Genomic DNA, 26708 nt, shown 5'->3' with positions numbered 1-26708 from the left:
GCTCAATCCTGCAACTCGGCTATAGGCTCGCCGAGATCAATCGGCGCGGCATGACCTGTACCACCATATTGGCCACATGTCGCCGCAGCAACGCGTGACGCCGCCTGTAGCAATGTTGCGGGCGCCTCGCCTTTCACCAGGCCATAAAGGGTGCGGGCGATGAAACTGTCACCAGCGCCTAACGTGTCAACCGCCACAATCGGCGTTGCTTCGGTATGGAAAACCCCTTGCGCACTGGCAAGAACTGCGCCCTTGGTGCCGCGGGTGACCAGCACCCAATCCGCGCCGCTCTCGCGCAGGCAGGCAATGGTCGCCGTAATCTCGTCCGGCGAAAGCTCACCGCCCGAAACAGCGGCCAGAAAGCATTTCGGGCCGATGCGTCGATAGTGTTCCACGTCGCGACGGGTGGAGAAATCATAGGACAGACGTTGCGGCGCAATGGCATCCAGCCAGCCGTCAAGGCCGCTCGACTGACCGATATGGACGGCATCGAACCGGCGCGCAAACTGAATATCGGCGGCGCTCGGCTCAAACATCGACACTCCGAGATCAAAGCGGATGAAATAGCGATCATTGTTACCGCGATGACCAATGATGCAATAGGCCGTCTTGCCTGTGCCCTCCATGCGCAGATGCGAAGTATCGACGTCCTCGTCGCGCAGTGCGGCCTGAATGACCCTTCCGGCCGCATCTGCGGCAACCACACCGATATAGGCCGCCTCGGCCCCAAAACGGCTCATATGGATAGCGACATTGACACAGTTACCGCCTGGAAACATTTCCCGACGCGAAATGTAACAATCGACGACATTATCGCCCATCGCCGCGATTTTGATCATTCTTATTTTCCCAATTGACAAGATGTGAGAACGTTCGCACACTAAAGTAGAACTGTCAATGTATCGCGGGGTTGGTACCGGGAAATGTTGCACTGGACCGGAACGGCTGCCGATCGGCGCAGCCAGGCTCTTCAAGACGCTGAAAAGAGGAATAGAATGCCCAAACAACTTCCTACCGATATTGCTGAAACCCTGAATGCGCTTGCGCAGCGGGATTTTTCGCATGTGTTTCTGGTTGCCTGCGGCGGATCGCTGTCAATCATGCATCCGGGCAAGTATTTGCTGGATCGCCATTCGGGACTGCTGACCTCTGATGTCTATAATGGCGAGGAGTTCGTCACACGCGACCCGCGTCGCCTCAACAGCGATGCCATTGTAATTCTGTGCTCCCAGACGGGCACCACCAAGGAAACGGTGCGGGCGGCAGAACATGCCCGTCGCCGGGGCGCCTGCGTGATCTCCCTGACGCTGGATCCGCAATCGCCGCTCGCCGCCGCCGCCGACCACGTGCTGCAATACCAGGCGTCCTACACCACCGGCATTCCGATCGATGGTGCCGACAGCAATTACAGCGTGCTTTACATGTTGCTGGCGGGCATTGTCGATTTACGCGACAAGACCAGCCTGCTGCCCAAACTGCTGGAAAGCCTGCCGGCACTGCAACCGGCCATTGAACGCGGTCAGCAGCATTTTGATGAAACCTTTACCAGATATGCAGAGCGCTACGGCCGCGAAAAAGTCGTGTACACCATGGCTAGCGGTCCGGTTTATGGCGCAGCCTATTCATTCTCCATCTGCGTGCTCATGGAAATGCTGTGGATCAACTCGCAAGCTATCCACGCCAATGAGTTCTTCCATGGCCCATTCGAAGTCGTCGATAAAAATGCCTGCTTCGTCGTCATGATTGGACTCGATGAAACGCGTGCGCTGGCCGAGCGTGGCCGGGATTTCCTGTACCGTTTCGGCGAGCCGGACAATATATTGGTGCTGGATGCAGCGAAACTCGATCTCGCTGACATAGATGACACTTTCAAGGGATATTTCGTGCCGTTGATTTTCTTCGATGCGCTTTGGAAATTTGCCTACAAACTGGCGGCGAAGCGTGAGCAGGTCATGCTGGATGGTCGCCGCTACATGAAAAAGATCACCGATTACTAAACAGCATCGGGTGCTGGTCCATCTCTGTTGAAGCTGGGCCGGCGCTGCGCGTAATTCTCACGAGACAGTCGAGCCGCTCAGCGTCGCCAAGGTCCTGGCGTGAGCCATCTGTTTCGCTGATTTACGGTGCTTCTCAACTAGAACTAATCACTTTTTTTGGCAAGCAAGAACCCAGAGGAGATAAAGTCCCCCTAATAGCCCGGTCGTAAGACCAATCGGCATTTTGATGCCGAATGGCACATGCTGGCTTAACAAGTCAGCAACCACCAGAAGGGTTGCCCCCATAAGGGCGCCCGAAATGAGTGGGACATTCGAACTCGCCGTCAGACGCCGGGCCAACTGTGGCGCTGCCAGAGCGACAAAGGAAATCGGTCCGGCGGATGCGGTAGCAACAGATGTTAGCGTGACCGCGACCAACACCATTGCCAGACGCGTACGCTCCGGCTGGATGCCGAGCTGGCATGCTGCATCATCGCCCATTTCCAAGATATTGACAGATTTGGCGTAATGAAGCGCCAACGGCACGGTTACCGCGAAACCGACCATTGCTGGGACAACATGTGCCCAGCTTCTTGTATTGAGTGATCCCGATAGCCAGAGTTGGGCCGACGCGGCCTGGTCCAGATCGCCCGCGACCAGAAGTACGGTATTGATGCCCGAAAGAATGGCCCCCACGCCAATTCCGACAAGGATAAGCCTATAGCCGCCGGTTCGTCGCCCCTTGACAGCCAACATAAACACAAGAACTGCCGCCGCCATTCCACTTGCAACGGCTGAAAGCGCTGTTTCAAGCGGACCGGCATTGAACAATATGATTTGTGCAATAGCGCCAGTTGCTGCACCTGTCGTAAAGCCGATCACGTCGGGCGAGCCAAGGGCATTGCGCGAGATTGATTGGAAGATCGCGCCTGCCATACCGAGTGAAGCACCCACAAACAAGGCTGTGACAAGGCGAGGTAAACGTACGCGCTGGATTATGCGATCGGCGGTCGCGTTGTCGCTTCCACCAACCAGACTCGAAATGACCTGGAAAGAGCTGAATGACATTGTACCTGTTGCGATATGGAAAACCGCAAGCAGCAGGATGGCTGCAAGCAAGAGGCAGCAGATCATCAATGGGCGCGATTTCCAGCGAACAGAAACAGGACCTATCCGAAATATATTCATTGATGTGCTCATAGTTTCGTCAACCGGAATTTGCGCACGACAAAGATAAAGAACGGCCCGCCGATCAACATGGAGACAATCCCGGCTGCAACTTCCGAAGGTGCTACAATCAGCCTTCCTATGATGTCAGCGCCTAGCAAAAGATTGGACGCCAGCAATGCGGAATATGGCAGTATCCAACGATAGTCCGGTCCAGTGATGGTCCGGGCCAGATGAGGAGCCACCAGTCCGACGAACGCGATGGGGCCAGCCCCAGCAGTGGCAGAACCTGCCAGAAGCATTACGGAAAGACAGGCCACAAGCCAGGTCACGTGCAGGTTGACGCCAAGCGCAGCACCAAAATCCCTGCCCAGCGCCATTGCATTCAGGTTTCCGGCGATCGACATCGCCACGCCAAGCCCTGCGATGACTGCCGGAGCCAGAATGGCGACGACAACAAGGCCGCGCCCCTCAACGGAGCCTGCGGCCCAGTGACGAAACTGGTCAAGGACAGCGAGCGGTGCATTGATGACAACAATGCCCGTGACCGATGCAAGCACAACCGACAATCCGGCTCCGGCCAGCACCAATTGCACGGGATTATTCGCTTTGCCGTGGGTGTCTCCGAGAATGAAGACGGCAATTCCTGCAAGAGCAGCGCCCGCAAATCCGAACCAGACATATTGCGCCATTGTCGTCAGGTTAAAGGTCACGATCCCCAGAATGACCGCGACGGCTGCACCTGCATTGATCCCCAGCAATCCTGGTTCGGCGAGCGGATTGCGCGTTACAGCCTGCATGATGGCGCCAGCGGTTCCAAGAGCCATCCCTGCGATGATTGCAACGATGGTGCGCGGGATACGCAGTTCGAGAATGACAAGATGTTCGTTGTTCGAAAAATCAGGCTGCCATAGCGCATGGATGGTCTCGGTAAGGGCGATTGACCGGGAGCCCAGAGCAAGGCTGCAAAGCGCCATAGCGGCTAAACTGGCGGCGACAATAACAAGACCCCGAACACGCCGCTTCTGCAATGGCATGATGAATTGTATCCGTCTGGGCATCATTTGCGAAAATTGGACGCGACAGCCTCGATCATCTGGAGACCGGAATAATAGTCGATACGGAATGAAGATGGTCCGAGAGGATAGACGTTATGATCGCGGACCGCAGGAAGGTTCGCCAGTACTGGATCTTCCAGCAATGCCTGAACGTCATTTTGTGAGCCGCGCAATAGAAAAATGCTCTTGCCTGTAATCGCTGCCGAGAGGTTCTCGTGGGAAATGAAATCGAAATCAGACCGGCGTCTGACATCCTTGGCTACCGTATCGGGCAAGCCATCGACCTTGAAACCCAATGCTTGCAGAAGCAGGGACTGCGGGCTTGAGGTTCTGCCGACCGAGTAACTGTTTCCGATATTGTAGCCGACGATTGTAACCGGTTCGTTGGGCGGCATAATCGTTGCAGCCACCTCTGCAACCTTGGCGTCGAAACGGGCGATCGTCGCGCCGGTCTCATCTTCCAACCCCAACGCTGTGCCGAGCTCAGTAGCAATCTCCTGCCAGCTCTGGTTGGAATAATTGACGACCAGCGTTGGAATGCCTTGCGCTTCCAATTCGCTATAATGTTGAACGACACTGTCGGCTCCGGTCGCCGATGCGATCAGCAGGTCCGGTTCAACCCCGATAATAGCTTCCATGTCGAATTCGAGATTGGGATATAGCACTTCGACGCCCCGCTCGTCGGCAACTTCTGCCCATTGAAGGAAGAAGCCCTTGTTATCTGTCAGTGGGCTCGGGGTCGTCGCGGCTGTCGCAACCAGAGGAGCGCCCATGGCCAGCAGTATACCGGTTATGCTGGGTGTGGTCGATACGATGCGAACGGGTTTGGTTTTCAGTACGAGTTCGCCCGCTTCATGCTTTACGGTACGTGGCCAGGCCTGTTCGGCGGCCATGACCGTCCGAGGTGGAGAAAACAGAATGACCATGGTGGCGAGAAGCAAGAAAATCGGACGTGCAGCTTGCATGGCTATTCTCCACCAACGCAAATTGGAAATCTTCAGATGGAAAGCTTTCCGAACGAACGCGCGACCAGCCAGCGTTTCGAATGGGAAAACACTGCGCCGTTATCGAACAAGGAGCGAGCGGTCTGCTTCGGCTCCGAAAACTGGAGCTGATTACTCCATATTGCAGAATGCGTTCTACAATGCAATACGAACAGCCACGTGATTTCCTCCAGGGACGACCAACCATGATGCAACGCCTGCATGCAGACGCCATTACATTGCGCTACGATGATCGGGTCATCGTCGAGAACTTGTCGATCATTATTCCCGATGCGTCTTTCACTGTCATTGTCGGTCCCAATGCGTGCGGGAAGTCCACATTGCTGCGTGCCTTGTCACGATTGCTTGCTCCGGTCAGTGGAAAAGTCGTGCTGGATGGCAGGAACATAAGCCATTTGCCGGCGAAGGAAGTCGCGCGCAGGCTTGGTCTTCTGCCACAAACCTCGGTCGCCCCAGACGGCATCACCGTTGCGGATCTGGTATCTCGAGGTCGGTATCCGCATCAGTCCTTTCTGCGGCAATGGTCAGTGGAGGACGAGGAAGCAGTAGCACGCGCCCTGGAAGTCACCCGTATTTCCGACCTCGCCAACCGTTCAGTCAACGAACTTTCCGGCGGCCAGCGTCAGCGCGTCTGGATTGCTCTTGTCCTGGCCCAGGAAACACCGATCCTTCTGCTCGATGAACCGACAACTTATCTCGATATCGCGCATCAGATCGAACTTCTGGAATTGCTGGCGGAACTTAACCGCGAGGGCCGGACTGTCGTTGCCGTACTACACGATCTCAATCATGCCTGCCGATATGCTTCACATCTGGTGGCCATGCGAAACGGGGCGATCATGGCGGAAGGCGCTCCATCCGAGATCGTTACAGAAAAGCTGATAGAAGATGTGTTCGGCCTTGCATCGGTAATCATTACCGATCCGGTTTCGGGAACGCCGCTCGTCGTCCCCCGAGGAACGCCCCCGCAATCTCCGTGACATTTCAATCGATGGCGTCGCCCCCCTCCCCGTCTACGATCCTTCCGCCAGTTGCCTGATTGACCAGTGACGCCTCATGAAAGAGCGCTCTCCGCTCGTCCTCGCTTCGCAATTGTCCAAGATCAGCCACCGTCGTCATGACGCAAACGATTTCCCGCTGCGCGTCGAAGACCGGTGCGGCCTGCCCTGTAACATTTGAAAGAAGATGGCTGGTCATTTCGGACCATCGTTCGTTGCGCACTTGGTCCAGCAATGACTTTGCCGGCGGGCTGCCCCGAAAGTGAGCTGGCTGTACCTTACGCGCTGCATCGACCGTAGCCTTGGGTAGAAAAGCCTGAAAAACCAGACCGCAAGCCGTATTATCGATGGGCAATGTGTCTCCCAGAGCCAGAGGATTGACCGAGAAATACGCACTTCGATACCAGCGCACGAGGGTCGGGCCACGATCTGTCCAGATAGCAACACCACCACTGACGGCATGTCGTTGCGAAAGGGCCTTCATGTGTTGCGCCGCAATCTCCACGGCGTCCACACGTTTCAAAGCGCCAATGCCGATGCTCAGCGCAGTCGGCCCCAGATCGTAAAGACCGCTCGCAGCGTCCTGTTTCGCAAGGCCTTCCTTGACAAGGCTCTGCAGATAACGATGCGCTGTCGATCCTCCCGTCTTTGCCCGTCGAGCGACTTCGCCCAACGCAAGCTCGGTTTCAGCATTGGCCAGAATCCGGAGAAAGCGCGCGGCAATGGAAACCGACTGTATTGTACCCGAGCGTTTTTCACTCGTGGTGTCGCTCTCATCGGACAGGTCGTTCTCGTTCAAATGCTTTGCCTCCTCCGCGGTAATAGCAAAACAATGTTTAGCGACAAGCCGTTGGAAAGTCATGCCCTCTGCATTGCGAATGCGATGGGCGAACCTCGAGGGTTTTGGACGGATTGAATTGGCCCTCCCTCACTGTTGCGGGCATGCAACACATATCGGAGGCTTGATATTATACTGTATTGCGGCATGCATTCCTTATTGCGGAATGACACCCTTATGCTTTAACAGAACATGACTAATATACTCATGTTTGGGGCGACTTATGAATATCCGTTTGAATCGTGGCTTGATGTCCAGCGCCAGTGCACTCACGCTGGCGGTGTTTGTGGTAACGCCTGCGCTTGCCCAGGAGGCTGCGAAAGCCAGCTCCGATGCGATTGTGCTTGATACTGTGGTCGTGACAGGGGAAAAAGTTGCGCGCGACATCAAGAACACGGCGTCATCTGTCACCGTCATTTCGGCCAAGGAAATCGACAAGGAAAAGACAGGCGATTCATCCGTGGCTGAAGTGATCGCGAACGTTCCGAACGTCATCTATACCGACAATGTCGGCGCTCCTATTATTCGCGGGCAGGATACGCAGGGCCCAAACACAGGGCAGAACGTGTTCTGGGGCGGCACCGTGCCGCGCGCCACGATCAATCTCGATGGGCATTATCTGAATTATAACGAATATTACTTCGGCGCGACTTCGGTGTCGGACCTCGATAGTATCGAGGTGTTCCGTGGCCCACAGACTACATCTCAGGGTGCGAATGCAATTGCAGGTGCGATCATCGTGAACACCAAGGACCCGGTATTCACACGTGAAGGTGCTTATCAGGTCGAGATCGGCAACTACAATACCAAACGCACCTCAATCATGCTGAACAGTCCCATCTACAAGGATGAGCTGGCCGCGCGCCTCGCGATCGACTATTCGGGCCGCGATACCTTCATCGACTATATCAGCCCCAACTTCATTTCCGAAAAGACAAATCAGGATTTCGAGGCGTTGAATGCACGGCTGAAACTGCTGTGGGAACCAGCGGAGATACCAGGCCTTACGGCAAAGCTGACCTATTCCCACAATCGATCCAACCGTCCAAGCCAGGAAGCAGCATCCGCACCATTCGATGAGCTCGAACATCTGACCACGACCATGCCAAGCTGGAAGCAGGATACCAATACAGGCATCCTTGATGTCGGCTATGATTTCGGCAACGGCGTGAAATTCTACAATCAGGCGCAATATTCCGCCTCCTCGGTGCATCGCCATACCGGCATTGCGAATAACGGCAAGGCCGATATCAATCAGAAGAACATTTCCAATGAGTCTCGTATCACGTTTGGCGAGCAGGAAGACGTCATCAGCGGTGTCGCCGGTATTTTCTACGCCAATACCAAGTCGGACGAGTTCATGCTGCTTCAAGGCACGACGACGTTTGACGATACGAAAGACAATCTGGGGCTTTTTGCCGAAGTGAGCTACCGGCTCGATGACCAGTGGACGTTGACCGGTGGGATACGTTACCAGCAGGATCGTGTACAGCGCATCGGAAAATCGGCACTGGCGCCAACGCCACTCGATTACGACGAAACATTCTCCGCGCTCTTGCCAAAGGTATCGCTGGCATATGCTGTCACCCCCGATCTGACGATCGGAGCGTTGGTCAGCAAAGGTTACAACCCCGGCGGGGTTTCCCTCAATCTCAATTCGCGGCAGTGGAAGCCTTTTGAGGATGAGACACTGTGGAACTACGAGTTGTTCACGCGCGCCAATCTGCTCGACGACAAGCTCACGCTGACAGGCAATCTGTTCTACATGGACTTCAAGAACGCCCAGTACAACATTCCTGTCGTCGTCTCTCCCGGTGTGGCGCAATCCTATACGATCAATGCCGAAAAGGCTCATGCCTATGGTCTTGAAATGGGGCTCGACTATCAGCTTTTGTCTAATCTGACGATCAAGACAAGTGCTGGTATTCTCCGCACCGAAATCGACGAAATTTCGAGCAATGTAAGCTATGAGGGCAATGAGTTCGCCAAGTCTCCCGGTTATATGTTCAGCATCGGTGCGAGCTGGGATGCAACGGAAAAGCTCAATATCTCCGGACAGGTTCGCCACACTGACGGCTACTATTCAGACCTTGCCAATACACCGATCTATGTCGTGGACGCCTATACGATTGCCGACGCGCGAGTGAGCTATGATTTCCATGAATCGCTGCAGCTTTATGGCTATGTGAAGAATATCTTCGACGAGCGCACTCCAACCTATCTGCAGCAGAACCGCGGCATTGGTGGCATCGAGGCAAGTATAACCACGCCACGCACATTCGGCGTCGGTATCAAGGGCACGTTCTAAGTATCCTGTAAAACCGCCAACCAGTCGGTCACATCTGTGGTCGACACAGCTTTTTATATGCATTAACGGGAGCCTGGAATGGGTGCGCAACGGAAACTTCACATTGGTATGTCGCTGGCACCGACCTGGCTGAGTGGCGACGGGTGGCGGCATCCGGACAGCAACATCGAAGGGACATTCGGCTCGGACTTTTACGTCGATATCGCCCGACGTGCGGAAGCAGCAAAACTTGATTTCGTATTCCGTCCCGATAGCCTTTTCATGAACCATCAGATCATGGAAACCACTCCGGGCTTCGGCAGCATGGATGCAACGCTCGTCATGGCGACACTGGCTCGGGAGACTTCGCATATCGGTCTTCTGACCACGATATCGACAACTTTCATGCCGCCTTATGTCGTTGCTCGTCAGGTCCAGTCCCTGCACTGGCTCAGCAAAGGCCGGGCCGGTTGGAACATTGTTACGGCACTCGATGGCAACGAGAATTTCGGTTTGACGGAAATGCCTTCATCTGACGAACGCTATGCAAGGGCAGCCGAATTCACCGGCGTCGTGCGTGATTTGTGGAAGAGTTTTCCCGGATCGGCCTTGAAACGTGATCGTGAAAGTGGCCGCTTTGCGGATACGGCAGCCATACATCCGATAGACCACGAAGGTACCTTTTACCGGGTTAAGGGTCCGCTCAATGTCCCCTCCGTTCAAGATGTTCCCATTCCGCTTATTCAGGCTGGCGCGTCACCGGCAGGGCGCGACTTTGCGGCATCCGTTGCCGACGCCGTCTTTTCCGCGACCCCGGATATGGAAGCGGCAATCGATCTTCGCCGCAATCTTCGCGACCGTGCGCAATTCCATGGCCGAAAGCCGAACGACGTCCGCCTGCTCCCCGGTCTCAGCCTCTATTTGGCACCAACGCGGAAAGAAGCGGATGAACTGTTCGCCTACACGCATGCGCGAGGTGATCGGGCTCGAAAAATCGCATTCATCCACGAAATGACCGGCCTCGACCTATCGAAATGGCCCGCAAATCGTCTCATTCGACCGGACGACCTGCCACCTCGACCGGAAAAGGTTCGAAGCAAAACCCATGCAGGATTGCTTCGGCGTTTGTTACAGCGTGAAGAGCTTTCACTAGATGAACTCTTGCGCAGACCAGAGGTTATCAGCGCCGCACACTGGCAGGTCATCGGCACGGTGGATGATGCTGCCAAAGACATTCGCAAATGGTTTGAAGCAGGTGCGATCGACGGGTTCATAACCGCGCCGGGTGGCTCAACCGGATCAATGCGGCTAGCGCTTGATGAACTCATGCCAAGGCTTAGCGAAGAAGGATTGCTGCGTTCAGAATATTCAGGAGATACGTTCTTCGGGCATCTCACGGAGTAAGGCGGTTCTCGTACAAAAGATGGAACGGATTCTTAAAAAGACGCCTTCCAGCCGAGTTGTTTCCGATCTCTCAGGCATTCAGCATCGTAGACCGAAATCATCAGGATTGGGGTGGGAACAAGATCTGTTCCCACAAACACGATAAGGCAAACGATAGCCGCCCTGGGTATTCTCCTGACGGAACGGCGGCTAGGTTTGTGACAAATCCAGCCCGTTCGGCAGCGCGATCCAGATGACAGTCTGTGCTTTCGACGAATGACGTGACAAGTATCTTTTGCCATGTACGTCCTGGACCAGCACAAAACTGCCTGCCGGAACATGGCGGACCTCGCCATCGCTCGTCTCATAATCTACTGATCCGTCCAGCCTGACAGTTGGAACCGGCTCAGGGACTTTACGCCAAATAACCTCACGCATACCGGCCGGGATATGGGTGACCCGGATGCGGAAGGCCGGATAGCTGGCCGTTACGTCAAAGGGCGCTCTCCTCCACGACCTGCCTCCGCTCCCGAACCTGATCGGACTCAAGGCCGGCATATTGCTTCTTCCATCGATAATAGGCAATCCCAGCTCTACCTGCTTCAACGCCGCGACGATCTGCTCCGTCGAATACCATCTCTTCTTCATGGCAAATTCTCCTTCTCAAATCGGGAAAATCCACCGGAAAAATAACATTAAATCCGGACCATTTTAACACGGGCACGTCACACACTTTTCCGCGCCTGATCACATCCGGACCATCTTCAGGGCTAGCGATGCTGAATTCAACGCCCCAACATCAACGCCGTCGCAAACGAGATTTCCGATTCCATGCAATAATGTGACAGCCATCACTATTCCCTATAGCTCACCTAAATCGATCGAAGTTTTACGCCCTGTCAGTTCTCAGAACCATCCTGCTTCGCTTTTAACCGCTCATTCAATAGGAGCTTGAGCCGCGCATTTTCCGCTTCCAGCTCTTCCAGTTCTTCGTCTGTCACCGGTCCATCTTCAGTCTTGGAACTTGGCCTTTTCGCACGAAGCCGCTTTTGTGGTGATTTGCGAATGGGAGGTAAGGTGACAGTTTCATCTATCCCCTCCTCTTTCCGCTCGGGCTCCACAACAACTGGCGCTTCTTGAGGGACCTTCGGCTCTTCAGCGAACGATAATACCTCCTGAAGAGGTGCCAGTTCAACCTGCCGGATTGCCTTGTCACTCTCTTCGTCGGGATCTTTGGTCGTAACTTTGATGGATAGTCGCGTTGGCAATATAGGTTCAGGCTGCTCAGGGCTTTCACTGGCCGCCGGTCCAGCGTCTGGCATTTCGTCCGGCAAAGCCGGCTTCTTCCGCGATCGCCAGCTTTTCAATCCCGCAATAAGACGCTTACCCAGTGACTTCATCGTGATCGACCTCCCTATACCTGCCGCAACAGTACGCAGAAATGCTGTCAGCTTAAGCCTGACAACACAATAGTTTTGGCAACCATAGCTCTTACACATGTCACCAGAACGCGTGAACAGATCAGTTATGAGGCCAGCAGAGCAGTCTTAGCGACCGTTTCTCTATTGCTTTTCCAATCGTCGAAGCATTTTGAGCAACTGCCTGTTCTCCATGCGTAATCTGGCGGCCAGTTCACGTTTCAGATCGGCATTCTCTATTTCAAGAGCTGACAATTCAGCCTGAATATCAGGCTCGGCAAACACCCGAATTGCCGCTTGTTGTTTCTGCGGAGCTGATTTTTTCATACCACGTCGAACAGACGGCTTTTTCTCACTGACAACAGGATTTCCCACCATGTTTTCCGTTTGCAGCTCTTCCATTGTAAGGGGTGCTTCTTCCGGTTTCGAGGCGTCCATGTTGGAAAGTTCTTGCTCGCTCAAAGCCTCTTCAACTTGCTCGATGACCGGCTCAGTTTGCGACACAGCATTTATGGTCGTAGTCTCAGTTTTGCGTTCAATCGGCTTGGATAGATCAGGCTGGACCTGAGCGTCCATAGGAGATTGGGGCGCATCCGCTTCCACTTGTTCGGTGATCGACTTCAGATCCAGATTCCCCCACAAAGATGACGAGCCCTTGCGAGTACGCTTGTTCTTATAATCAACGACAACATTGCGGATTCGATTTTTCATCCGTGAGTAGCTTTCCCGAGGAAATTTGAAGGTACGCTCTACGCGCGTCAAAGGGCTTTTAGCAGTAGCTACATATTATGCGGCGGATTTTCAACACTCAACAGAATGTCCGACCTGATCGATATGCCCTGAAAGCAAGTTTATCTCATCTTGAACACATGATGTACACGGCCTTATTGTTACATCAACCATTGACCTGTATTTTTGACGCCTAAATGAATTTCCAAACATCGATCTGGAGAAGCATACCATGGCAGACGAAACCATTGCAGCAGTAAACGAGACACCAGTTGAGGTTAGAACCGCCGAGCCTGTAGGCATCACGAAGAAAACCCGTGCGTCACGCAAAAAAGCTGAGCCTAGGCCCGCAAAGGCGGCTACAGCACCTGCCGCTAAAACTACCAGGGCCGCAGCAAAATCAGCCTCCGTTGCAGCAGAGCCAGCCACCCGCACGGTCAAGAAATATACTCCCGCACAACGCACTTCAATTCTTGCTTCCGTTGAAAAGGCGACCAAAAGTGGCAAGACCACATTGAAAGCCGCGCTGCAGCAGTTGGAAGTCAGCGAACAGACTTATTACAACTGGAAGAACGCCGCCGGAAAAACAGCACCGGCAGCAGCAAAGGCAAAAACGACAGCGGGGGCGAGCGACGATCTAAAGGCCCTGATTGCGCTTGAAGCGGAAAACCTGAAGCTGCGCAAGGAACTCGCCGCAAAACTGCGCGCAGAAAACGAAGAACTGCGCAGACGTCTCGGACAGGCTTGAGACTAATTGCAATCGTAGTATCTGCGAAAGCGCCATCAGAACAGGTGACTTCCTACACGCCGGTCACCTGTTCGCATTTCAGTGAAAGAAATCCGGACCCGTTGCTTTCTCTTTTGAGAAGTCATCCAACACGGCCGTGAGTTATGATCGAATTCGCATTTGACTTAGATTGACGGAGCCGCCCATGCTTTTAAACGACGCTCAAGCCCAGGCGCTCTACAAAGCGATACAAGCCCTGAATGAAGGTGGCTGCCAGCTACTTACGGCTTCCTTTGACGCATTTGCCCTCGGTGAGGCAATCATTGACGTTTGCACGCACACTGATGATCGCATCGAACTGCGATCTGCAGGCAATGTACTGAAGTACACGTCGACCTATCCGCTTTCGCAGCTGCCTATCGTTTGCAAGCACTGTGATTGCTTAAGCGAAGAATGACATTGTTTTTGATTTCAGTTTTCTATCTATAAAATCTTCGTCCAGACCGCTCGACGGAGACTTAACAGAAGTCAATTAAAGAAAGCGCTTGGCCTCTAGACAGGGTCATCGTCCGATGACGGACTTTTTTGCTATTTCCAAGGCCTTCCGTGCATTGTTCTCAGCGGCCTCCTCAGTCGGTGCGGCCGACTGGATTGTGAGCCTGTCTCCGGCTTCTACGACAAAAATATTCACCCCTTTCAGGCCACCTACATTCGGAAGGCGGATAAGTCGCCCAATTGCAGGGGAGAGGTCGATTTTCTCAATCTTGAACCCGATTTTTTCGGAACTGACGTCCAGCTCTGTGAGATAACCTTCGTCCGTTCTGTTTTCTTGCCCTTGCTCGTCGACATGGCGATCGATAGCGATCATCAAATGCTGGTCGTCATCTGTTCCGCAGCAGGACATCCGAAAGTTAGTCGGTTCTTCCGCATGATGCGCGGAGGCATCGAAAATTGACCAGAACTCCTGCTTGATGGGCGTCAGCTCATGGATTTTGAAACCGTCGGCCCGCACGGGGACATTAATTCCGGCAAGTGCAATCGCGATGACGACCGCTATAAAAGTTCTATTGTTCATTCAGGGCACCATTACATTAATTTAAGCGCGGCCAAGTTAGGTCTGAACCATTGCGCTTAGACCGAACCCAAGCAAGTGGTTTCACGCCTCTTGCAGAGGTGGTTTGGCTCGCCGGGACTACCACTTTCTTGTCCGGCAGGAAGCTCATTCTCCGATTTTGGCATTGGCCTGGAGTGCTATCGTGGAGAGATTGGAACGACAGGCCCAATAATTTTATTTAACCGTTCTTCGGGCCCGATCTCTTCGGCAGTCCTATTCTTGATCAATGTAAATCCCACCGTAAGCTACGGATTGCTGGCCTATTTCAAGGCGGAGAAACGAGGACGGATGGCCTATTGGGGACGAATTATTGCGGCTGCAACCGCCACAATAGCGCTCGCAGCAATCAGTTATTACCACTTCCCGCTAGGCGTTTTGTTTCCAATCACCATCCTGCTGATGATCTACAGTGAATGGAGCAGTCGTACGCCCAAGCTATAAATACGGGGCTCACTACTGGGATGGATTTGAGAAACCAAGGCGTAAAATTTGCTATACCATTAAATTCGTAGACACCCAGCTTTGTCATTGGGGAGACCTATTGGCGGGGAACGATCTTGCCGCTTTTGTGAGCCTTCGTTGTAACCGATCATCGTCCGATGTCTCATTCAGCGCCGCATCTATGGCCTCCTGCCCGGACTTTCGCATCATCACGAGACCAAAGATTGCGGCCTCGCTTACCTTTTCGTCGTCAGTCCGCTTCAGGATGGCTACATAGGCGGAGGACAACCGTGGATCATTGTGAAAGCTACTGTTCGTAAGCCTCATTATATCAGTTATCTCATCTGGATCGTTGGAAGCCTGCAAAGCGGCAAATAACTGCTTCTCACCGGGCTCGCCGGTGGCCCGCATTGCAGATACAAGTTCGGCTCTCTCCTCAATCCTATGTGCCCGGTTGAATGCATCCGCAAGCGCACTAGCGACGCGATCGCTGCCGTCGGTCTGTTTCCTGACTTTACCGGCGGCGAGGCTCAATTCGACTTCTGTTCGGGCGGAAGCGAGATCTTTCAAGGCAGATTCCAGCAAAGCGTCATTTTTTAAGCCCGCCTTCCCGAGTGTTCGCGCAGCCGACTGACGTGCGCCAGCGTTGTCAGATTTAAGCAAATCCTGCATTTTGGCAATCGACCGTTCACTGAGGTCCGTATCGGCGAGCAAATGTGCCAGATCTCCGCTGAACCTGTCATTGGTGCTGGCGTAGAATGCGTTGTGTACAAGAGGTAGAGCCTCTTCCCCCTGATAGACGATTGCTGCCGAAGTGGTGGCTCGCAAGGCTTCGTTTTCCGTTCGCTCCAGCAGGGCGAGTAATCCCGGACCGAATTCGGCGGGATGAGGAGCTACAACGGTGAAATTGGCAAGATTGGCTTCAAGTTGCAGGTTTCTCGTTTCAAAAAGAAGTCTTCCGATAAGAGAGACTAGTTCAGGCGGCAACTCGATTGGCTCTCGCTTGAATTTCATCGGACCAATAATTCCGGCAAGGAGATAGGTGACCTCGATACGCTCATCGTCGTCCTTGGCTGCAGCTAGACGTTTTGTCAGACTCGGCAACGCGTTAGGGCCAAGTGCAATGATGCTGCGCGTTGCAGCAAAATATGCATCTTCGCTTTGGGCAGACGCCATCGCATCAAAAGCGTTCTGAACAGACGTTTCAACTGTGTCAGCCCAGGACGGAGCACTCGCCGATAGAAATATCGCAATCAGACAAGCGGTTGAGAAGGGGGTCTTCATAGTTTTTGGGCATTCCTGAATTTGAGTTTCCGAGAGCGGCGATGTGTAGCAAAAATTTCTGCAATCAATTCTGTGGTCCTGAAGGTGGAGCTTTATGTTCGTTGCGCGGCCACAAGGCGATGAACCAGAACAGCCCTGCGACAACGGCGCTGTGAGCTGCCATCGCTGCAAAGCCAAGAATGATCGGCGACGGGCGCCCGTGATATCCGCCATCAAACGCGACCATCACACAGCGCACGAATAACCCAAGTCCGGCACCGCCAAGGAGCACAGCCCTTAAGCTCAGCCACCCAAGATATCGGGCAACGAAGAATCCAGGTATTCCGAACATCAATGCGAGTGGATAGCTGAACATAATGATCGGGAAGCCGTGAAAGCCTCCCATGAGGATCATGTTCAGTACGCCCGATGCAAGAGGTGACAAAGCAAATCCCAGTATGATCCTTGCGGTACCTGTCACGCGCCCACCCCGAAGCATTCGTCCAGCAGCGATCTGAAAGCCAGCAGGACTGTGACGCAAACGATCAGCATCCCGCCACTGGGAATGAACGAAAAAGATGTAGCCTGTCTCAGAATGCCCATTCCTATACATACCAGGAATTGAACGCCGGCGACCGCAACTAGGATCGATCTGATTTCGCCGCACGCTATCTCAGGCTGGGTGATTGAAATGAGCCGGTGATAGCCGTAGACGAAAAGCGGGATGAGGATGGCGGACAATGCCAGAGCCCCCAGGTTCAGCAGCCAGGGCGTGTCGGAAAACAATTCCGGGGTGAAGATCAGCGGGACGATGAACAGATAGCCGGCAACGGTACTGGCGAGAAATGGTGGCCAGAGCAGAACCGTCAGCGAAAGTTTTGGCGCTGCTTCACCACCCTTTCCTGATAACAGTGCATTGGCGACAACGATCATCCAAACGGCCAGAAGGATGACAGGGGTGGCGATCAGCCAGTCCATGGCGGAAACCGCGCCAAAGCGCGTCAGTTCGATTGATGTGACGAGATCAAGCGGTAACGCGCCGAGAAGCGGGATCGCCAGAAGCAACCAGACGCCATTACCCAAATTGGGGAAGCGCGCGATGTCGTTTAGCCAGATCAGCACCGCGGTTGTGCCGACGAATGACACGATTCCGACACTCGTCGCTCCAGGAAATCCCTCCACGAGGTCCATGGCCGCCAGCGCGCTCATCATGCCGTATGCCTGGATGGCAGTAAAAAGGAGGACAATGGACTTGATGACTACGCTAATCCGAAAAGCATTTCCCGAAGAGGCAATCTGACAACGCGCCAAAGAGGGGAAAATCAGTTTCGCAATTTCCACATGGGCAAGCACAGTGAAGAGCGGCATGACCCCAAGCGCGAAGATTGAGAAACGCGCCAGCGCTCCGTTAGGAGAGTAAATCGCCTGCTCGGCCAGTACAGACGTATCGATACCAGGCAAGGGGATTTGCGAGGCGACAAGAACGACGATGACTGCTGCTGTGACCGGTACAACTGATTGCCATAACAAGGTCGCCGATCTATCTGGCGGTAGAGAATCAATACTCATACAGATTAGCTTACTCAATACTCGCCACATCTCAAAATTGGCCAGAATGTGCGAAAAGCCAGACGATCATTCTAGGTCGATATCTGCTTTGCCGAGCCATATGTGCTGGATTATTGTTAAACGTCATTAACATCGTTCGGCAGAAATTGGCGTTTGTTTTTTCCAGTTCCCCATCTTACTTTGGAGATCAGTCAATTTCGTCATGGATAGCGATTCAGGATATTGCAAGACCCTGCAATATCGGCCGCTTCACAATGAAGGATGGGACAATTGATGGAAGGAAATGAATGTCGAAACTATTGAGACCTTTCGTTTCTCTGGCAGTTTTTGGCGTTCTCGCTGTCACTCCAGTTTTAGCCCAGGAACAGCAGGAAAGCATCGTCTTATCCGTTTCACCGAAAATGGTACGGTGGGCCGACGTCTATAAAGTACGTCCGGAGCGAGCAGATGATCCTTATTATCATGTACGGGTCATTGAGAGGCAAAAAGGCTGGAAAGTCTGGCAGTTCAATGAGCTGGCCTTTCATATGGCCGTAACCCCGAAAGCGCTGCAGGCGAGCCGCATCGACAAGAAGGTGAAAATCTACAGTTATAAGGACGTGGAGATTCGTAGCGCGTATCATCGGTGGCTGGATGAGCCCGCAACACGGTCCGAAGTTCCCGTTTGCGATGTTGATATTCTAAGTTGCATTAAAAAACTACCACCGCAATAAACGAGGAGCCGTCCATGCAAGGTTTGATCTATGGCGCGGTTTTATCCGCATTGCTCTGCAGTTCGGCGACCGCCGAAGATACTGGCGGCGTTGCCTTTCAGAATAGACTGGCAGCATGCGTGACGGTCAAAGCCGCAGAAACTGAGACGATAACGAACCTCGTTTCGGTCAGAACCAGTTTTCAATTATACAAGCCAATTGGTGACTGCGGATGTTTCTCGGCGCGGGCAGCCTATATTAGCAGCGTCAATATAGGAGGCGCGCGAGAAGTATTGCAGCAAGGCGTTATCGTGATCAATAAGAATGCAACAAAGTCTCTTGTTCTTGCGAGCGAACCTGGACTGGCCGCCAATCGGGAAATCCAGATCCAGTTGACTTGCGCAAGTCCAACATAGGTCAAAGCTTTCGCCACTTACTTTCAATACTGCGCCGAAAAGGATCTGACGATGCTCAGAAAATTTGTTCTCCTGGCGATTTTTATAGCGACGACGTTTGGGGCTAGCGGGATGATTAACGGCTGGCCAAAAACTGCGATAGTGAGGTGCACCCCGAGTAGCCAAAGAAATTGTCACTAATTGACGCTGGATACGATCCCTGCAATTATTTGAATCGGATATTTTCAATTCACAGGTTGATCATATGATTCGGCTGGCTGAGGCTCCGAGTGCAAAGTTCGGTTTATAGGCTCAGGATTGTATAATGCTAAAGTGACGTGCCAGTTTCGAAAACAAATACAGAAAAATGACCAGAGGATTAAACCTCTGGCCATTATCCTACTGCTATACTCTCTATCGAGAGTTAATGGTCCAGAAATCCTGCCAATCCTGTAGCTTCGAATAGTCGCTTTCAGCAGTCTCGGAATGTGGAACATAGAGTTGGTCGATGACGTTAACGATGCCGGAAACTTCGCTTTCCGGAATCTTCGCTCCCTTGCTCGATGAGATCTTTCCGTCGGCCAGCTGCGGCGCCATGCCCTCTTCCGTCATCATGTAATGCACGAAGAGCTTCGATGCATTCGGGCTTTTCGTACCAGATGCGATAACGGCAACGCGTGGTGTCAGCTGTCCGGCCCAGGGCTTCATGCCCGCGCAAATGCCCATCGTGTAGCCATTCTTCTTGGCGTCACGGAAGATTGAGGTGCTGAGGAAGCCCATAAATGGCTTTTCCTGCCCCTTTGCACCGATGATCGGACCGACTTCCGTATCGCTGCGTGTAACGCTCGGACGGTTCTTGGCGAAGCGCTTGACCCATTCGGCAGTCGCGCTTGCTTCCTCGGTTTTCAGTGGCTCACCGAAGAACTCTTCATATGCCTTGCGCATGGCTTCATCATCATGCTCGGCAATCTGATTGAACCAGAACATGGTTTCGTTGCGCAGAAGCGGATCAGGAATAGCAATGCGGCCCTTCCATTCTTCCGTGGTCAACGCCCAGATATTGTCGATCGGGCACTTATCGCCATGAACATCAGAGTTATAAGCCCACACCCATGGATTGAGACTGGTAATGGCTGGGTTCTGATATTCCGCCGGCACCTGATCCTTGAGATCGACGGGAAGCCAGCTGAGACCTGCGCCCTGAACGATGATTTCCGACGTAACTGATGGTAGATTGCTCATGTTGAAGACGTCCGTGCGAACATTGTTCGCGGCCGCTTCACGCAGAATGACCTGCTCCTGGTTCTGGCCGTTCATCTTCACGCCTGTAGCCTTGACACCGTATTTTGCGGTGAAGGCTTCAGCCATGGTGACGATCTTGCCAGTGGCATCCACAACGGTAATGCCAGGCTCTTTCTTGGCCGCTTCAATCAGTGCGTCGAGCGAATAATCTGCATCCTTGATACCGATTTCAGCGACAGGCTCTGCGAAGGCAGCTGTGCTTGCCAGAAGTGCGGCACTCAATGAAAGGGCCGCATATTTGCGAAGGGTTGAACTCATTATTTCCTCCAAAGTTGATAGTTATTGTTTGAAAGCGAAAGCATCGACGCGCATTCGATACGCCTCTTTTCAGTCGCTGATGCGCTTGCCTTCTCTGTCGAACACATGGACGTGACTGCGTTCGACATGGAACCAGATTTCATCGCCAGCCTTCTGGGCTGGAGCATCTGCGACGATTGCAAAAAACTGCTCGCCATGAACTGACATTTCGACGATCCAGCTACCGCCGGTGGGCACGATATCGACCACTTTGGCCACACATCCCTGCTCAACAGGCGTATCGCTGAGTGGCACGGATTCCGGCCGGATACCGACGGAACCGACATTGCTTGCCGCAATGCTCTGCGCCTTGAGGTAATCGCGTGCCCATGTCGCCAACGCGCCGTTATTGCTGTCATTAAGCTCGATGATATTGATCGGCAGATTGCCGATGAATTCAGCCACAAAGCGATTGGCCGGCCGCTCGTAAATGTCGTCAGGCGTGCCGAGCTGTTGCAACTCGCCTTCGCTCATCACCGCAATCGTGGTTGCCAATGTCATGGCCTCCCACTGGTCGTGGGTTACGAATACGACCGTCGACCCCATCTCCTGATGAATACGCTTGAGTTCCGCACGCATTTCGAGACGCAGTTTCGCATCGAGATTGGAAAGTGGTTCATCGAGCAAAATAATATCGGGCTTAAGCGCCAGCATACGCGCAAGCGCTACGCGCTGCTGCTGACCGCCAGACATCTGCGCTGGCAAACGGTCGCGATAACGCTCAATGCCAAGCTTCTGCAGAACGTCATCGATAATACGCTGACGCTCAGCCTTGGCTACCTTATGCAACTTCAAGCCGAACTCGACATTCTGTTCGACCGTCATATGCGGCCAAAGGGCATAGTTCTGGAACACCAGCCCCATGCCACGCTTTTCTGGTGGTACATAAATGCCGTCATCCACCGATACGATCTTCTGACCATCAACGAGGATCTGACCTTCGGTTGGATATTCAAGACCCGCAATCATGCGGAGCGTCGTCGTCTTGCCGCAGCCCGAAGGTCCAAGCAGGCAGAGAAACTCCGACTTTGGAATTTCGAGTGAAAGCTTTTCAATTGCGGCGCGGGCGGCTTTGCCGTAGCTCTTTCTGACATCGCGAATAGTAATGCTCGACATTATTTGCCTCCCAATCCGTCAGACAATTTGCTGTTGGTGAGTTTTTGAACGATGACCGTGCCGCCAAAGGCGATGACGCAGATCATCAAAACGACTGCATTCGCGGCCTGGCTATAGCTGTAGTCGACGAGGCGCAATGCATAGGTGGTGAGAACATCCGTGCCCGGCACAGCCAGCACGACGACGAGGCTCAAGCCTTTGATGCCGGAGATAAACGGCAGCAGAATACCAGAAACCAGAGAGCCTTTCTGGATCGGCGCGACAATCGAAACCAGACGACGCCAGAAACCGGCACCCACGATCTGGGCCGCTTCTTCAGGCGCTTTGCCAAGCTGCATCATTGCAGAGATACCCGCGCGCGATGCGAATGGCATCTGATCGGCAAGGATCGCGAGAACCAGCAGGATCGGCGTTCCGTAAAGGGCGGGAAGCGGACCACGCTGCACTGCAAACATCGTGAGATAGGCCGCAGCAAAGGCAATGCCCGGAACCAGATAAGGCAGGAATGTCACCTGACGCAGGAACGTGCCAACAAGCGAAACAGGCGTGCGAGCCACGACATAGCCGACCAGAAGACCAAGCAGACCTGCACCCAAAGCAGCCGAGCCGACGATCCACAACGTGTTCCAGGTCGCTTTCCAGAACTCGCCTGTCAAGAGGATGCCATTGCTCATCGCGGTGGTGTTAAGATCGGTGCCGATCCAGAAATCCAGCGTGAAATTATCCAGCGTGAAAACGCCCGGCACACGCATAACCGTCGTCAGCAAAAGCGCCATCAACGGAATGAACGCGCTGACAACGAACATGAGTGCGGCGAAGCTGAATGCAGGTACACGGAAGCGCCCAAGGTCTGTCTCACGGTTCATCGAGCCCTTATTGCCAATAGTGACGAAACGGCGCGCTTCCTTGAGCAGATACATATCGAGGAAGATTGAAATGCTACCAAGCACGACAATGGTTGCCGCAAGAACGGCACTCATGCCAGCCTGACTGGTTGAAATTGCACGGAAAAGAGACGTCGCCAGAACGTCAAAACCAACCGGCACGCCAAGAATATAGGCAACACCAAAGTCGCCGAGGCATTTGGCGAAGATCAGCGTTGAAGCCGACACAAGCGAGGGCAGCATCAATGGAAGAATGATGCGGCGCGCAATCAGCAATTTGCCTGCGCCCATGACACGGGCTGAATCTTCAAGCGTGGAATCAAACTGCCGCAACGCATTGCCGAAAAGCAGGATCACGAATGGCGTATAGTGCATGGCCAGGATGATCGTGATTGGCAACATGCCGTAAGCAAGCCAATCAGGTGGCGAGAAGCCCAAAGCTTCCATCCAGCTTGGCTGACCACCGGTGGTGCGGTTTTTAAACAGGGTCAGCCAAGCCAGTGCGAAGGTCCACGAAGGCAGCATGTAAGGAACGATCAATGCTGTCGAGAACCACTTCTTGCCCGGCAAATTTGTGCGACTCAAAAGCCATGCGAGTGGAATGCCTGTGACAAGCGCAAAGGCAATCGAACCAAGTGCGATGATTGCTGTGTTCCAAAGCGGACGCCAGAACACATCGGTCGAAATCGCCGAGAAGAACGCACGGTTGAGATAATAAAAGGTCAATTCACCAATCTGCTGGCCCGAGCGTGCCCGATCAGCAAATTGGACAATCACTGCATCTGACAAAAGCAGCACGATTGGCGCTGCAATCAGATAGGCAAAAACGATTGCCAGCATAACCCCGATCAGTGTCGTGGGGTCTGCATTATAGACCTTATATTTGTAGGGTAGTTGCTTGTAAAAACTCATTATTTTATCCACTTTGAGCCGAAGAGACTCCGACCGAAACCCAATCGGGTTGCAGTTAACTGTGTTCTGGCTTGCTGCGGGAGCTGGCACTCAGAGAAATGCCATGCGAATTGATCGCTTGCTGCGAAGCGAATTATGGAGGCGGTGCGCCAGCCTTCTCGCTCACCTCACGCACCACGGACCACGCGGCTGCATAATCTATGGGAATGAAGTGATCGTCGCCCTGAAACTCGGCTCTCATTTCAGGCGTGAATGTGAAATTGAAGAAGCAGCGCTTCATCTCCGCCACGAGCGACGGCGCAAGATTGTGAGCATAAGCAAATGAAGAGGTCGGAAACAGATCGCTCTGATAGATCAGACGAACGGCATCACGCTTCACAAGCCCCCGCTCGATCATGCGTTCAAGTACATCGGAGGCAACAGCCGCCATATCGTAATCACCGGCGACAACACCGAGGATCGATTTATCGTGTCCGCCCGACATGATAGGCGCATAGTCCTGCCCCGGCGTGAGACCTTCTTTTGGAAAGAGAGCGCGTGGCGCGACATTGCCAGAATTTGAGAACAATGATGCATGGGCGACGCGATGCCCTTTAAGATCACCCAATTTTTCATAGGGCGAGCCCGCGCGCACGACCGCGACCAGCCTATAGCCGCGCATCTGATCGCCAGTGCCTTTGGCGGCAAAAGGAACCGCACCTGCACGATTGACCGCCTCAATTGTCGGCCCTGTAGAGAAGCCCGCAAAATGCAGGCGTCCTGAACGCATCGCCTCAACTTCATCAGCACTGGACTGAATCGGATAATAAACGATCTGCCGTCCAAGGCAGGCTTCAAGATGCTGGGTGAACGGCTTAAAGAGCCGAGCATAAACCGCCGGGTCTTCGATGGGCGAATAAGCCCATACGAGTGTTTGCGGATCACGCCATTGGGAAGCGTCTTTGGGAGTATCTGCGACAAGGTCGCGGTTCTCGTCGCAATAACGCTCATCCAGCGCACCGCGATAAGCGCAAGCAGCATCAGCAGCATTCGCATAAGCGATGCACAGCTGAAGCCCAAACAAGGTCATGCCGATACGACATGCCAACCCGCGCCAGAACATTTTTTCCTCCCTGGACACTTGCTATGATACAAGTGCCGCAGCCTCATCCAGTATTTTCTCAGATACTAGCAATTCTAACTGTCAGAATCCTGTCGTCCCGAAAACCTTGAATAGAATCGTCGAACACAACATGCGTATCCTTCTTGTAGAAGACACAATCGATATTGCGTTTGCTATTGCTTCAAAGCTTGAAAAGGAAGGCCACTCTGTCACGACTGCCTATGATGGTGTGCAGGGGGAATATCTGGCTGTGAATGGCTCCTTTGATCTGATCGTACTCGACATCAACCTTCCGGGACGTGACGGTTTTGCCATCCTGCGCAGTATGCGAGAACAATCCTTGTCATGCCCGGTATTGGTGATCACCGCTCGCAATCGATTGCCGACAAGATCGATCTTCTCGAGCTTGGCGCTGATGATTATCTGGTAAAGCCCTTCGATCTCAGGGAGCTTTTTGCCCGTATCAGAGCCGTCGCAAGACGGCATATGGGCGTGGCACAGCCGGTTTTGCGGATCGGCGAATTATCGATCAACCTAACACAAAGATCAGTGATGCAGGGTGACGGGCCACTGGATTTCGGGCGGCGGGAATTCGACGTTCTGGAAATGCTTGCCACCCGTTTCAATGTCACGGTTCCAAAAGATATGCTGGTTCTGAAACTGTTTGGCCATGAAGATACCGGCACACCCAATGCTATCGAACTGCTGGTTTCACGCGTGCGGAAGAAGCTCGAGCACAGCACAGTTGAGATTGTTACACAACGCGGCGTGGGTTATTTGCTCCGGCTTAAAGCGCCGCAGCTCTGATGGTCAAAGGAGCCGCAAACAGGGAATATTCGATCCAGCGCCGCATTTTGGTGGGCAGTGGATTAACGCTGCTTGCCGTCACCGTTCTGCTCTTCTTTCTTGGTCGCTGGTATGCGCATCGTGCAGCCGATGAAGCATTCGACCGTGTTCTTGGAGCGGCGGCCCTATCGATCGCAGACACGATAACTCTGCAGGATGGTGCGCTCAGCGTCGATCTTCCACACTCGGCCTTTTCCATTCTGGGCACTTCGCGCCTCAATCGCATTTTCTATCGTACCGTAGCACCCGATGGCAGCCTCCTGACCGGTTCGCCTATTCTCGGGCTCGAAATTCCGCATGGCAACAATAGCCGCATTCGCCTCAGCGACAGTGTTTATCGCGGTGAAAAAGTACGAATTGCTGCAGTCGCACGCTATCACAGCGACGCAAGAGGCGGCGGCTGGGTCGATGTTCTGGTGGGTGAAACGCGCGAAGCGCGGAGGCAGCTAACCTTGCAACTAAGCCTCAACACTCTCTTGCCTGCGCTTGGAGTGGCTTTGCTCGCACTGGTCCTTATCTGGCTCGCAATCCGGTTTGCATTCAGACCGCTGCGAACGGTTGAGTTTGATCTGCGCCAGCGCTCCTCATCCGACCTTAACCCGGTTGCCGGTCCTATTCCCAAGGAAGTCAGCGCACTTGTCACAGCGCTCAATGATTTCATGGGGCGGCTGAACGATGTGCTTGCCGGATTAAAGCTGGTCACAGCCGATGCAGCACATCAGATGCGCACGCCACTTACCGCCTTGCGTGCCCTGACCGAACTGTCATTCGAAGAAACTGATCCAGACCGGCAAAAGGAAATCCTTGCCCGTGTCCATACCAACTCCATAAGCGCAAGTCTTCTCGCAAATCAGCTTTTATCTGAGGCGACGACGCTGCACAGTATTCAATCGCGAAGGCTCGAAACGCTCGATCTACGGCAGGTTACACAGGAAGCAGTCCGAAGACTGCGCGCTGAAGGCAGTTATTTCGATCTGCAACAAACCATCAGCTTTGATATGCCCGATGAGCCGCTCTATATGAGTGGCGAAGCCATCAGCCTCAGAGAAATGATCCGCAATATCGTCGAAAACGCACTTATTCATGCGCCCGGCCCTGTTACTATCAGCCTTAGACGCCCTTCTGTTTGTCAAGCGACGATCCTGGTTTGATTGATCTGCTTCTGGCGACGCATGATGATGCCGAAGACT

27 protein-coding genes and 1 pseudogene are annotated in these 26708 nt (G+C 53.5%); 11 read left to right on the top strand and 17 right to left on the bottom strand.

Annotated elements, in window-relative coordinates; genetic code table 11:
- Positions 1-2: 2 nt before the first annotated feature.
- Entirely contained in the window at positions 3-1064 is a 1062-nt protein-coding gene (locus JNC63_RS18370) for a PfkB family carbohydrate kinase (protein WP_077684364.1), read from the bottom strand.
- Between JNC63_RS18370 and JNC63_RS18365 the strand changes: the two genes are divergently transcribed.
- Entirely contained in the window at positions 996-1997 is a 1002-nt protein-coding gene (locus JNC63_RS18365; protein ID WP_075042217.1) for an SIS domain-containing protein, read from the top strand. The two genes, JNC63_RS18370 and JNC63_RS18365, sit on opposite strands and share 69 nt — an antisense overlap.
- Positions 1998-2144: 147 nt before the next feature.
- On the opposite strand, the gene JNC63_RS18360 is transcribed toward JNC63_RS18365, so the two are convergent.
- The 3 genes from JNC63_RS18360 to fepB are packed head-to-tail and all read right to left on the bottom strand — an operon-like array spanning position 2145 to position 5166.
- Complete coding sequence (locus tag JNC63_RS18360) at positions 2145-3164, bottom strand: FecCD family ABC transporter permease (RefSeq protein ID WP_235691698.1); 1020 nt, start codon at positions 3162-3164, stop codon at positions 2145-2147.
- Between the two features lie 8 nt (positions 3165-3172).
- On the bottom strand, positions 3173-4180 hold the full coding sequence (locus JNC63_RS18355; RefSeq protein ID WP_374846615.1) for a FecCD family ABC transporter permease: 1008 nt from the start codon (positions 4178-4180) through the stop codon (positions 3173-3175).
- A gap of 23 nt (positions 4181-4203) precedes the next feature.
- Positions 4204-5166 carry a Fe2+-enterobactin ABC transporter substrate-binding protein gene (gene fepB / locus JNC63_RS18350; RefSeq protein ID WP_075042218.1) on the bottom strand — a complete coding sequence of 321 codons (963 nt, stop codon included), beginning with the start codon at positions 5164-5166 and terminating at the stop codon, positions 4204-4206.
- Between the two features lie 224 nt (positions 5167-5390).
- Here fepB and JNC63_RS18345 point away from each other — a divergent pair, with 224 nt between their 5' ends.
- Entirely contained in the window at positions 5391-6185 is a 795-nt protein-coding gene (locus JNC63_RS18345; RefSeq protein ID WP_006471513.1) for an ABC transporter ATP-binding protein, read from the top strand.
- A 4-nt stretch (positions 6186-6189) separates the two neighbouring features.
- Here JNC63_RS18345 and JNC63_RS18340 read toward each other — a convergent pair whose 3' ends face one another.
- Positions 6190-7002, bottom strand: coding sequence for an IclR family transcriptional regulator (locus tag JNC63_RS18340; RefSeq protein ID WP_006471512.1), 813 nt, complete (start codon positions 7000-7002; stop codon positions 6190-6192).
- Positions 7003-7264: 262 nt separating this feature from the next.
- On the opposite strand from JNC63_RS18340, the gene JNC63_RS18335 reads away from it, so the two are divergent.
- Complete coding sequence (locus tag JNC63_RS18335) at positions 7265-9349, top strand: TonB-dependent receptor (RefSeq protein ID WP_075042219.1); 2085 nt, start codon at positions 7265-7267, stop codon at positions 9347-9349.
- A gap of 78 nt (positions 9350-9427) precedes the next feature.
- The gene (locus tag JNC63_RS18330; protein ID WP_006469929.1) at positions 9428-10732 is read left to right on the top strand and encodes an NtaA/DmoA family FMN-dependent monooxygenase; all 1305 of its coding nucleotides are present in this window, start codon (positions 9428-9430) and stop codon (positions 10730-10732) included.
- Positions 10733-10921: 189 nt separating this feature from the next.
- Here the strand turns inward: JNC63_RS18330 and JNC63_RS18325 are convergent, their stop codons facing one another.
- From JNC63_RS18325 to JNC63_RS18310, 4 genes and pseudogenes are all read right to left on the bottom strand, one after another.
- On the bottom strand, positions 10922-11269 hold the full coding sequence (locus tag JNC63_RS18325; RefSeq protein ID WP_050791049.1) for a hypothetical protein: 348 nt from the start codon (positions 11267-11269) through the stop codon (positions 10922-10924).
- A pseudogene (locus JNC63_RS18320) lies at positions 11214-11359 on the bottom strand (IS3-like element ISBcen22 family transposase); the annotation flags it as partial. The pseudogene JNC63_RS18320 and the gene JNC63_RS18325, both read right to left, overlap by 56 nt.
- 251 nt (positions 11360-11610) lie before the next feature.
- Positions 11611-12111 (bottom strand): hypothetical protein, encoded by a 501-nt coding sequence (locus JNC63_RS18315; protein WP_006471510.1) that lies wholly within the window; start codon positions 12109-12111, stop codon positions 11611-11613.
- A 162-nt stretch (positions 12112-12273) separates the two neighbouring features.
- The gene (locus JNC63_RS18310) at positions 12274-12840 is read right to left on the bottom strand and encodes a hypothetical protein (protein ID WP_006471509.1); all 567 of its coding nucleotides are present in this window, start codon (positions 12838-12840) and stop codon (positions 12274-12276) included.
- A gap of 250 nt (positions 12841-13090) precedes the next feature.
- On the opposite strand from JNC63_RS18310, the gene JNC63_RS18305 reads away from it, so the two are divergent.
- Together JNC63_RS18305 and JNC63_RS18300 are read left to right on the top strand one after the other, a co-directional pair.
- A complete protein-coding gene (locus JNC63_RS18305; protein ID WP_006469922.1) occupies positions 13091-13606 on the top strand; it encodes a transposase in 516 nt (171 codons plus the stop codon).
- Between the two features lie 184 nt (positions 13607-13790).
- Positions 13791-14042, top strand: a complete 252-nt coding sequence (locus JNC63_RS18300; RefSeq protein ID WP_006471508.1) for a hypothetical protein — start codon at positions 13791-13793, stop codon at positions 14040-14042.
- 105 nt (positions 14043-14147) lie between these two features.
- On the opposite strand, the gene JNC63_RS18295 is transcribed toward JNC63_RS18300, so the two are convergent.
- The 4 genes from JNC63_RS18295 to JNC63_RS18280 all read right to left on the bottom strand — a co-directional run bounded on the left by JNC63_RS18295 (position 14148) and on the right by JNC63_RS18280 (position 17972).
- Positions 14148-14660, bottom strand: a complete 513-nt coding sequence (locus tag JNC63_RS18295; RefSeq protein WP_006469920.1) for a hypothetical protein — start codon at positions 14658-14660, stop codon at positions 14148-14150.
- 564 nt (positions 14661-15224) lie between these two features.
- Complete coding sequence (locus tag JNC63_RS18290; protein ID WP_006471507.1) at positions 15225-16424, bottom strand: hypothetical protein; 1200 nt, start codon at positions 16422-16424, stop codon at positions 15225-15227.
- Between the two features lie 64 nt (positions 16425-16488).
- Positions 16489-16884: a hypothetical protein gene (locus tag JNC63_RS18285; RefSeq protein WP_128006246.1), complete on the bottom strand. Its 396-nt coding sequence runs from the start codon at positions 16882-16884 to the stop codon at positions 16489-16491.
- On the bottom strand, positions 16881-17972 hold the full coding sequence (locus JNC63_RS18280) for a preprotein translocase subunit SecY (RefSeq protein WP_157796378.1): 1092 nt from the start codon (positions 17970-17972) through the stop codon (positions 16881-16883). The genes JNC63_RS18285 and JNC63_RS18280 overlap by 4 nt, the downstream gene beginning before the upstream one ends.
- Before the next feature lie 287 nt (positions 17973-18259).
- Between JNC63_RS18280 and JNC63_RS18275 the strand changes: the two genes are divergently transcribed.
- Entirely contained in the window at positions 18260-18685 is a 426-nt protein-coding gene (locus JNC63_RS18275) for a DUF5086 domain-containing protein (protein WP_006469915.1), read from the top strand.
- A gap of 14 nt (positions 18686-18699) precedes the next feature.
- Positions 18700-19080 (top strand): DUF2195 family protein, encoded by a 381-nt coding sequence (locus JNC63_RS18270; protein ID WP_006469914.1) that lies wholly within the window; start codon positions 18700-18702, stop codon positions 19078-19080.
- A 393-nt stretch (positions 19081-19473) separates the two neighbouring features.
- On the opposite strand, the gene JNC63_RS18265 is transcribed toward JNC63_RS18270, so the two are convergent.
- The 4 genes from JNC63_RS18265 to phnD all read right to left on the bottom strand — a co-directional run bounded on the left by JNC63_RS18265 (position 19474) and on the right by phnD (position 24672).
- The gene (locus tag JNC63_RS18265; protein ID WP_006471504.1) at positions 19474-20619 is read right to left on the bottom strand and encodes an ABC transporter substrate-binding protein; all 1146 of its coding nucleotides are present in this window, start codon (positions 20617-20619) and stop codon (positions 19474-19476) included.
- A gap of 69 nt (positions 20620-20688) precedes the next feature.
- Positions 20689-21774, bottom strand: a complete 1086-nt coding sequence (locus tag JNC63_RS18260; RefSeq protein WP_006469912.1) for an ABC transporter ATP-binding protein — start codon at positions 21772-21774, stop codon at positions 20689-20691.
- Positions 21774-23570: an ABC transporter permease gene (locus JNC63_RS18255; protein ID WP_063883012.1), complete on the bottom strand. Its 1797-nt coding sequence runs from the start codon at positions 23568-23570 to the stop codon at positions 21774-21776. Before JNC63_RS18255 ends, JNC63_RS18260 begins: the two co-directional genes overlap by 1 nt.
- A gap of 133 nt (positions 23571-23703) precedes the next feature.
- Positions 23704-24672 carry a phosphate/phosphite/phosphonate ABC transporter substrate-binding protein gene (phnD, locus tag JNC63_RS18250; protein WP_006471502.1) on the bottom strand — a complete coding sequence of 323 codons (969 nt, stop codon included), beginning with the start codon at positions 24670-24672 and terminating at the stop codon, positions 23704-23706.
- Positions 24673-24802: 130 nt separating this feature from the next.
- On the opposite strand from phnD, the gene JNC63_RS18245 reads away from it, so the two are divergent.
- Genes JNC63_RS18245 through JNC63_RS18235 form a run of 3 tightly spaced genes read left to right on the top strand, consistent with a single transcriptional unit; the run spans position 24803 to position 26669 of the window.
- Positions 24803-25102: a response regulator gene (locus tag JNC63_RS18245; RefSeq protein ID WP_374846612.1), complete on the top strand. Its 300-nt coding sequence runs from the start codon at positions 24803-24805 to the stop codon at positions 25100-25102.
- Positions 25018-25479 (top strand): response regulator transcription factor, encoded by a 462-nt coding sequence (locus JNC63_RS18240; RefSeq protein WP_247644444.1) that lies wholly within the window; start codon positions 25018-25020, stop codon positions 25477-25479. Before JNC63_RS18245 ends, JNC63_RS18240 begins: the two co-directional genes overlap by 85 nt.
- Complete coding sequence (locus JNC63_RS18235; RefSeq protein ID WP_374846611.1) at positions 25479-26669, top strand: sensor histidine kinase; 1191 nt, start codon at positions 25479-25481, stop codon at positions 26667-26669. Before JNC63_RS18240 ends, JNC63_RS18235 begins: the two co-directional genes overlap by 1 nt.
- Positions 26670-26708 lie beyond the last annotated feature (39 nt).

The organism is Brucella ciceri, assembly GCF_041930145.1.
Lineage (GTDB): Bacteria > Pseudomonadota > Alphaproteobacteria > Rhizobiales > Rhizobiaceae > Brucella > Brucella intermedia.
This window is presented reverse-complemented; position numbering and strand designations above follow the sequence as displayed.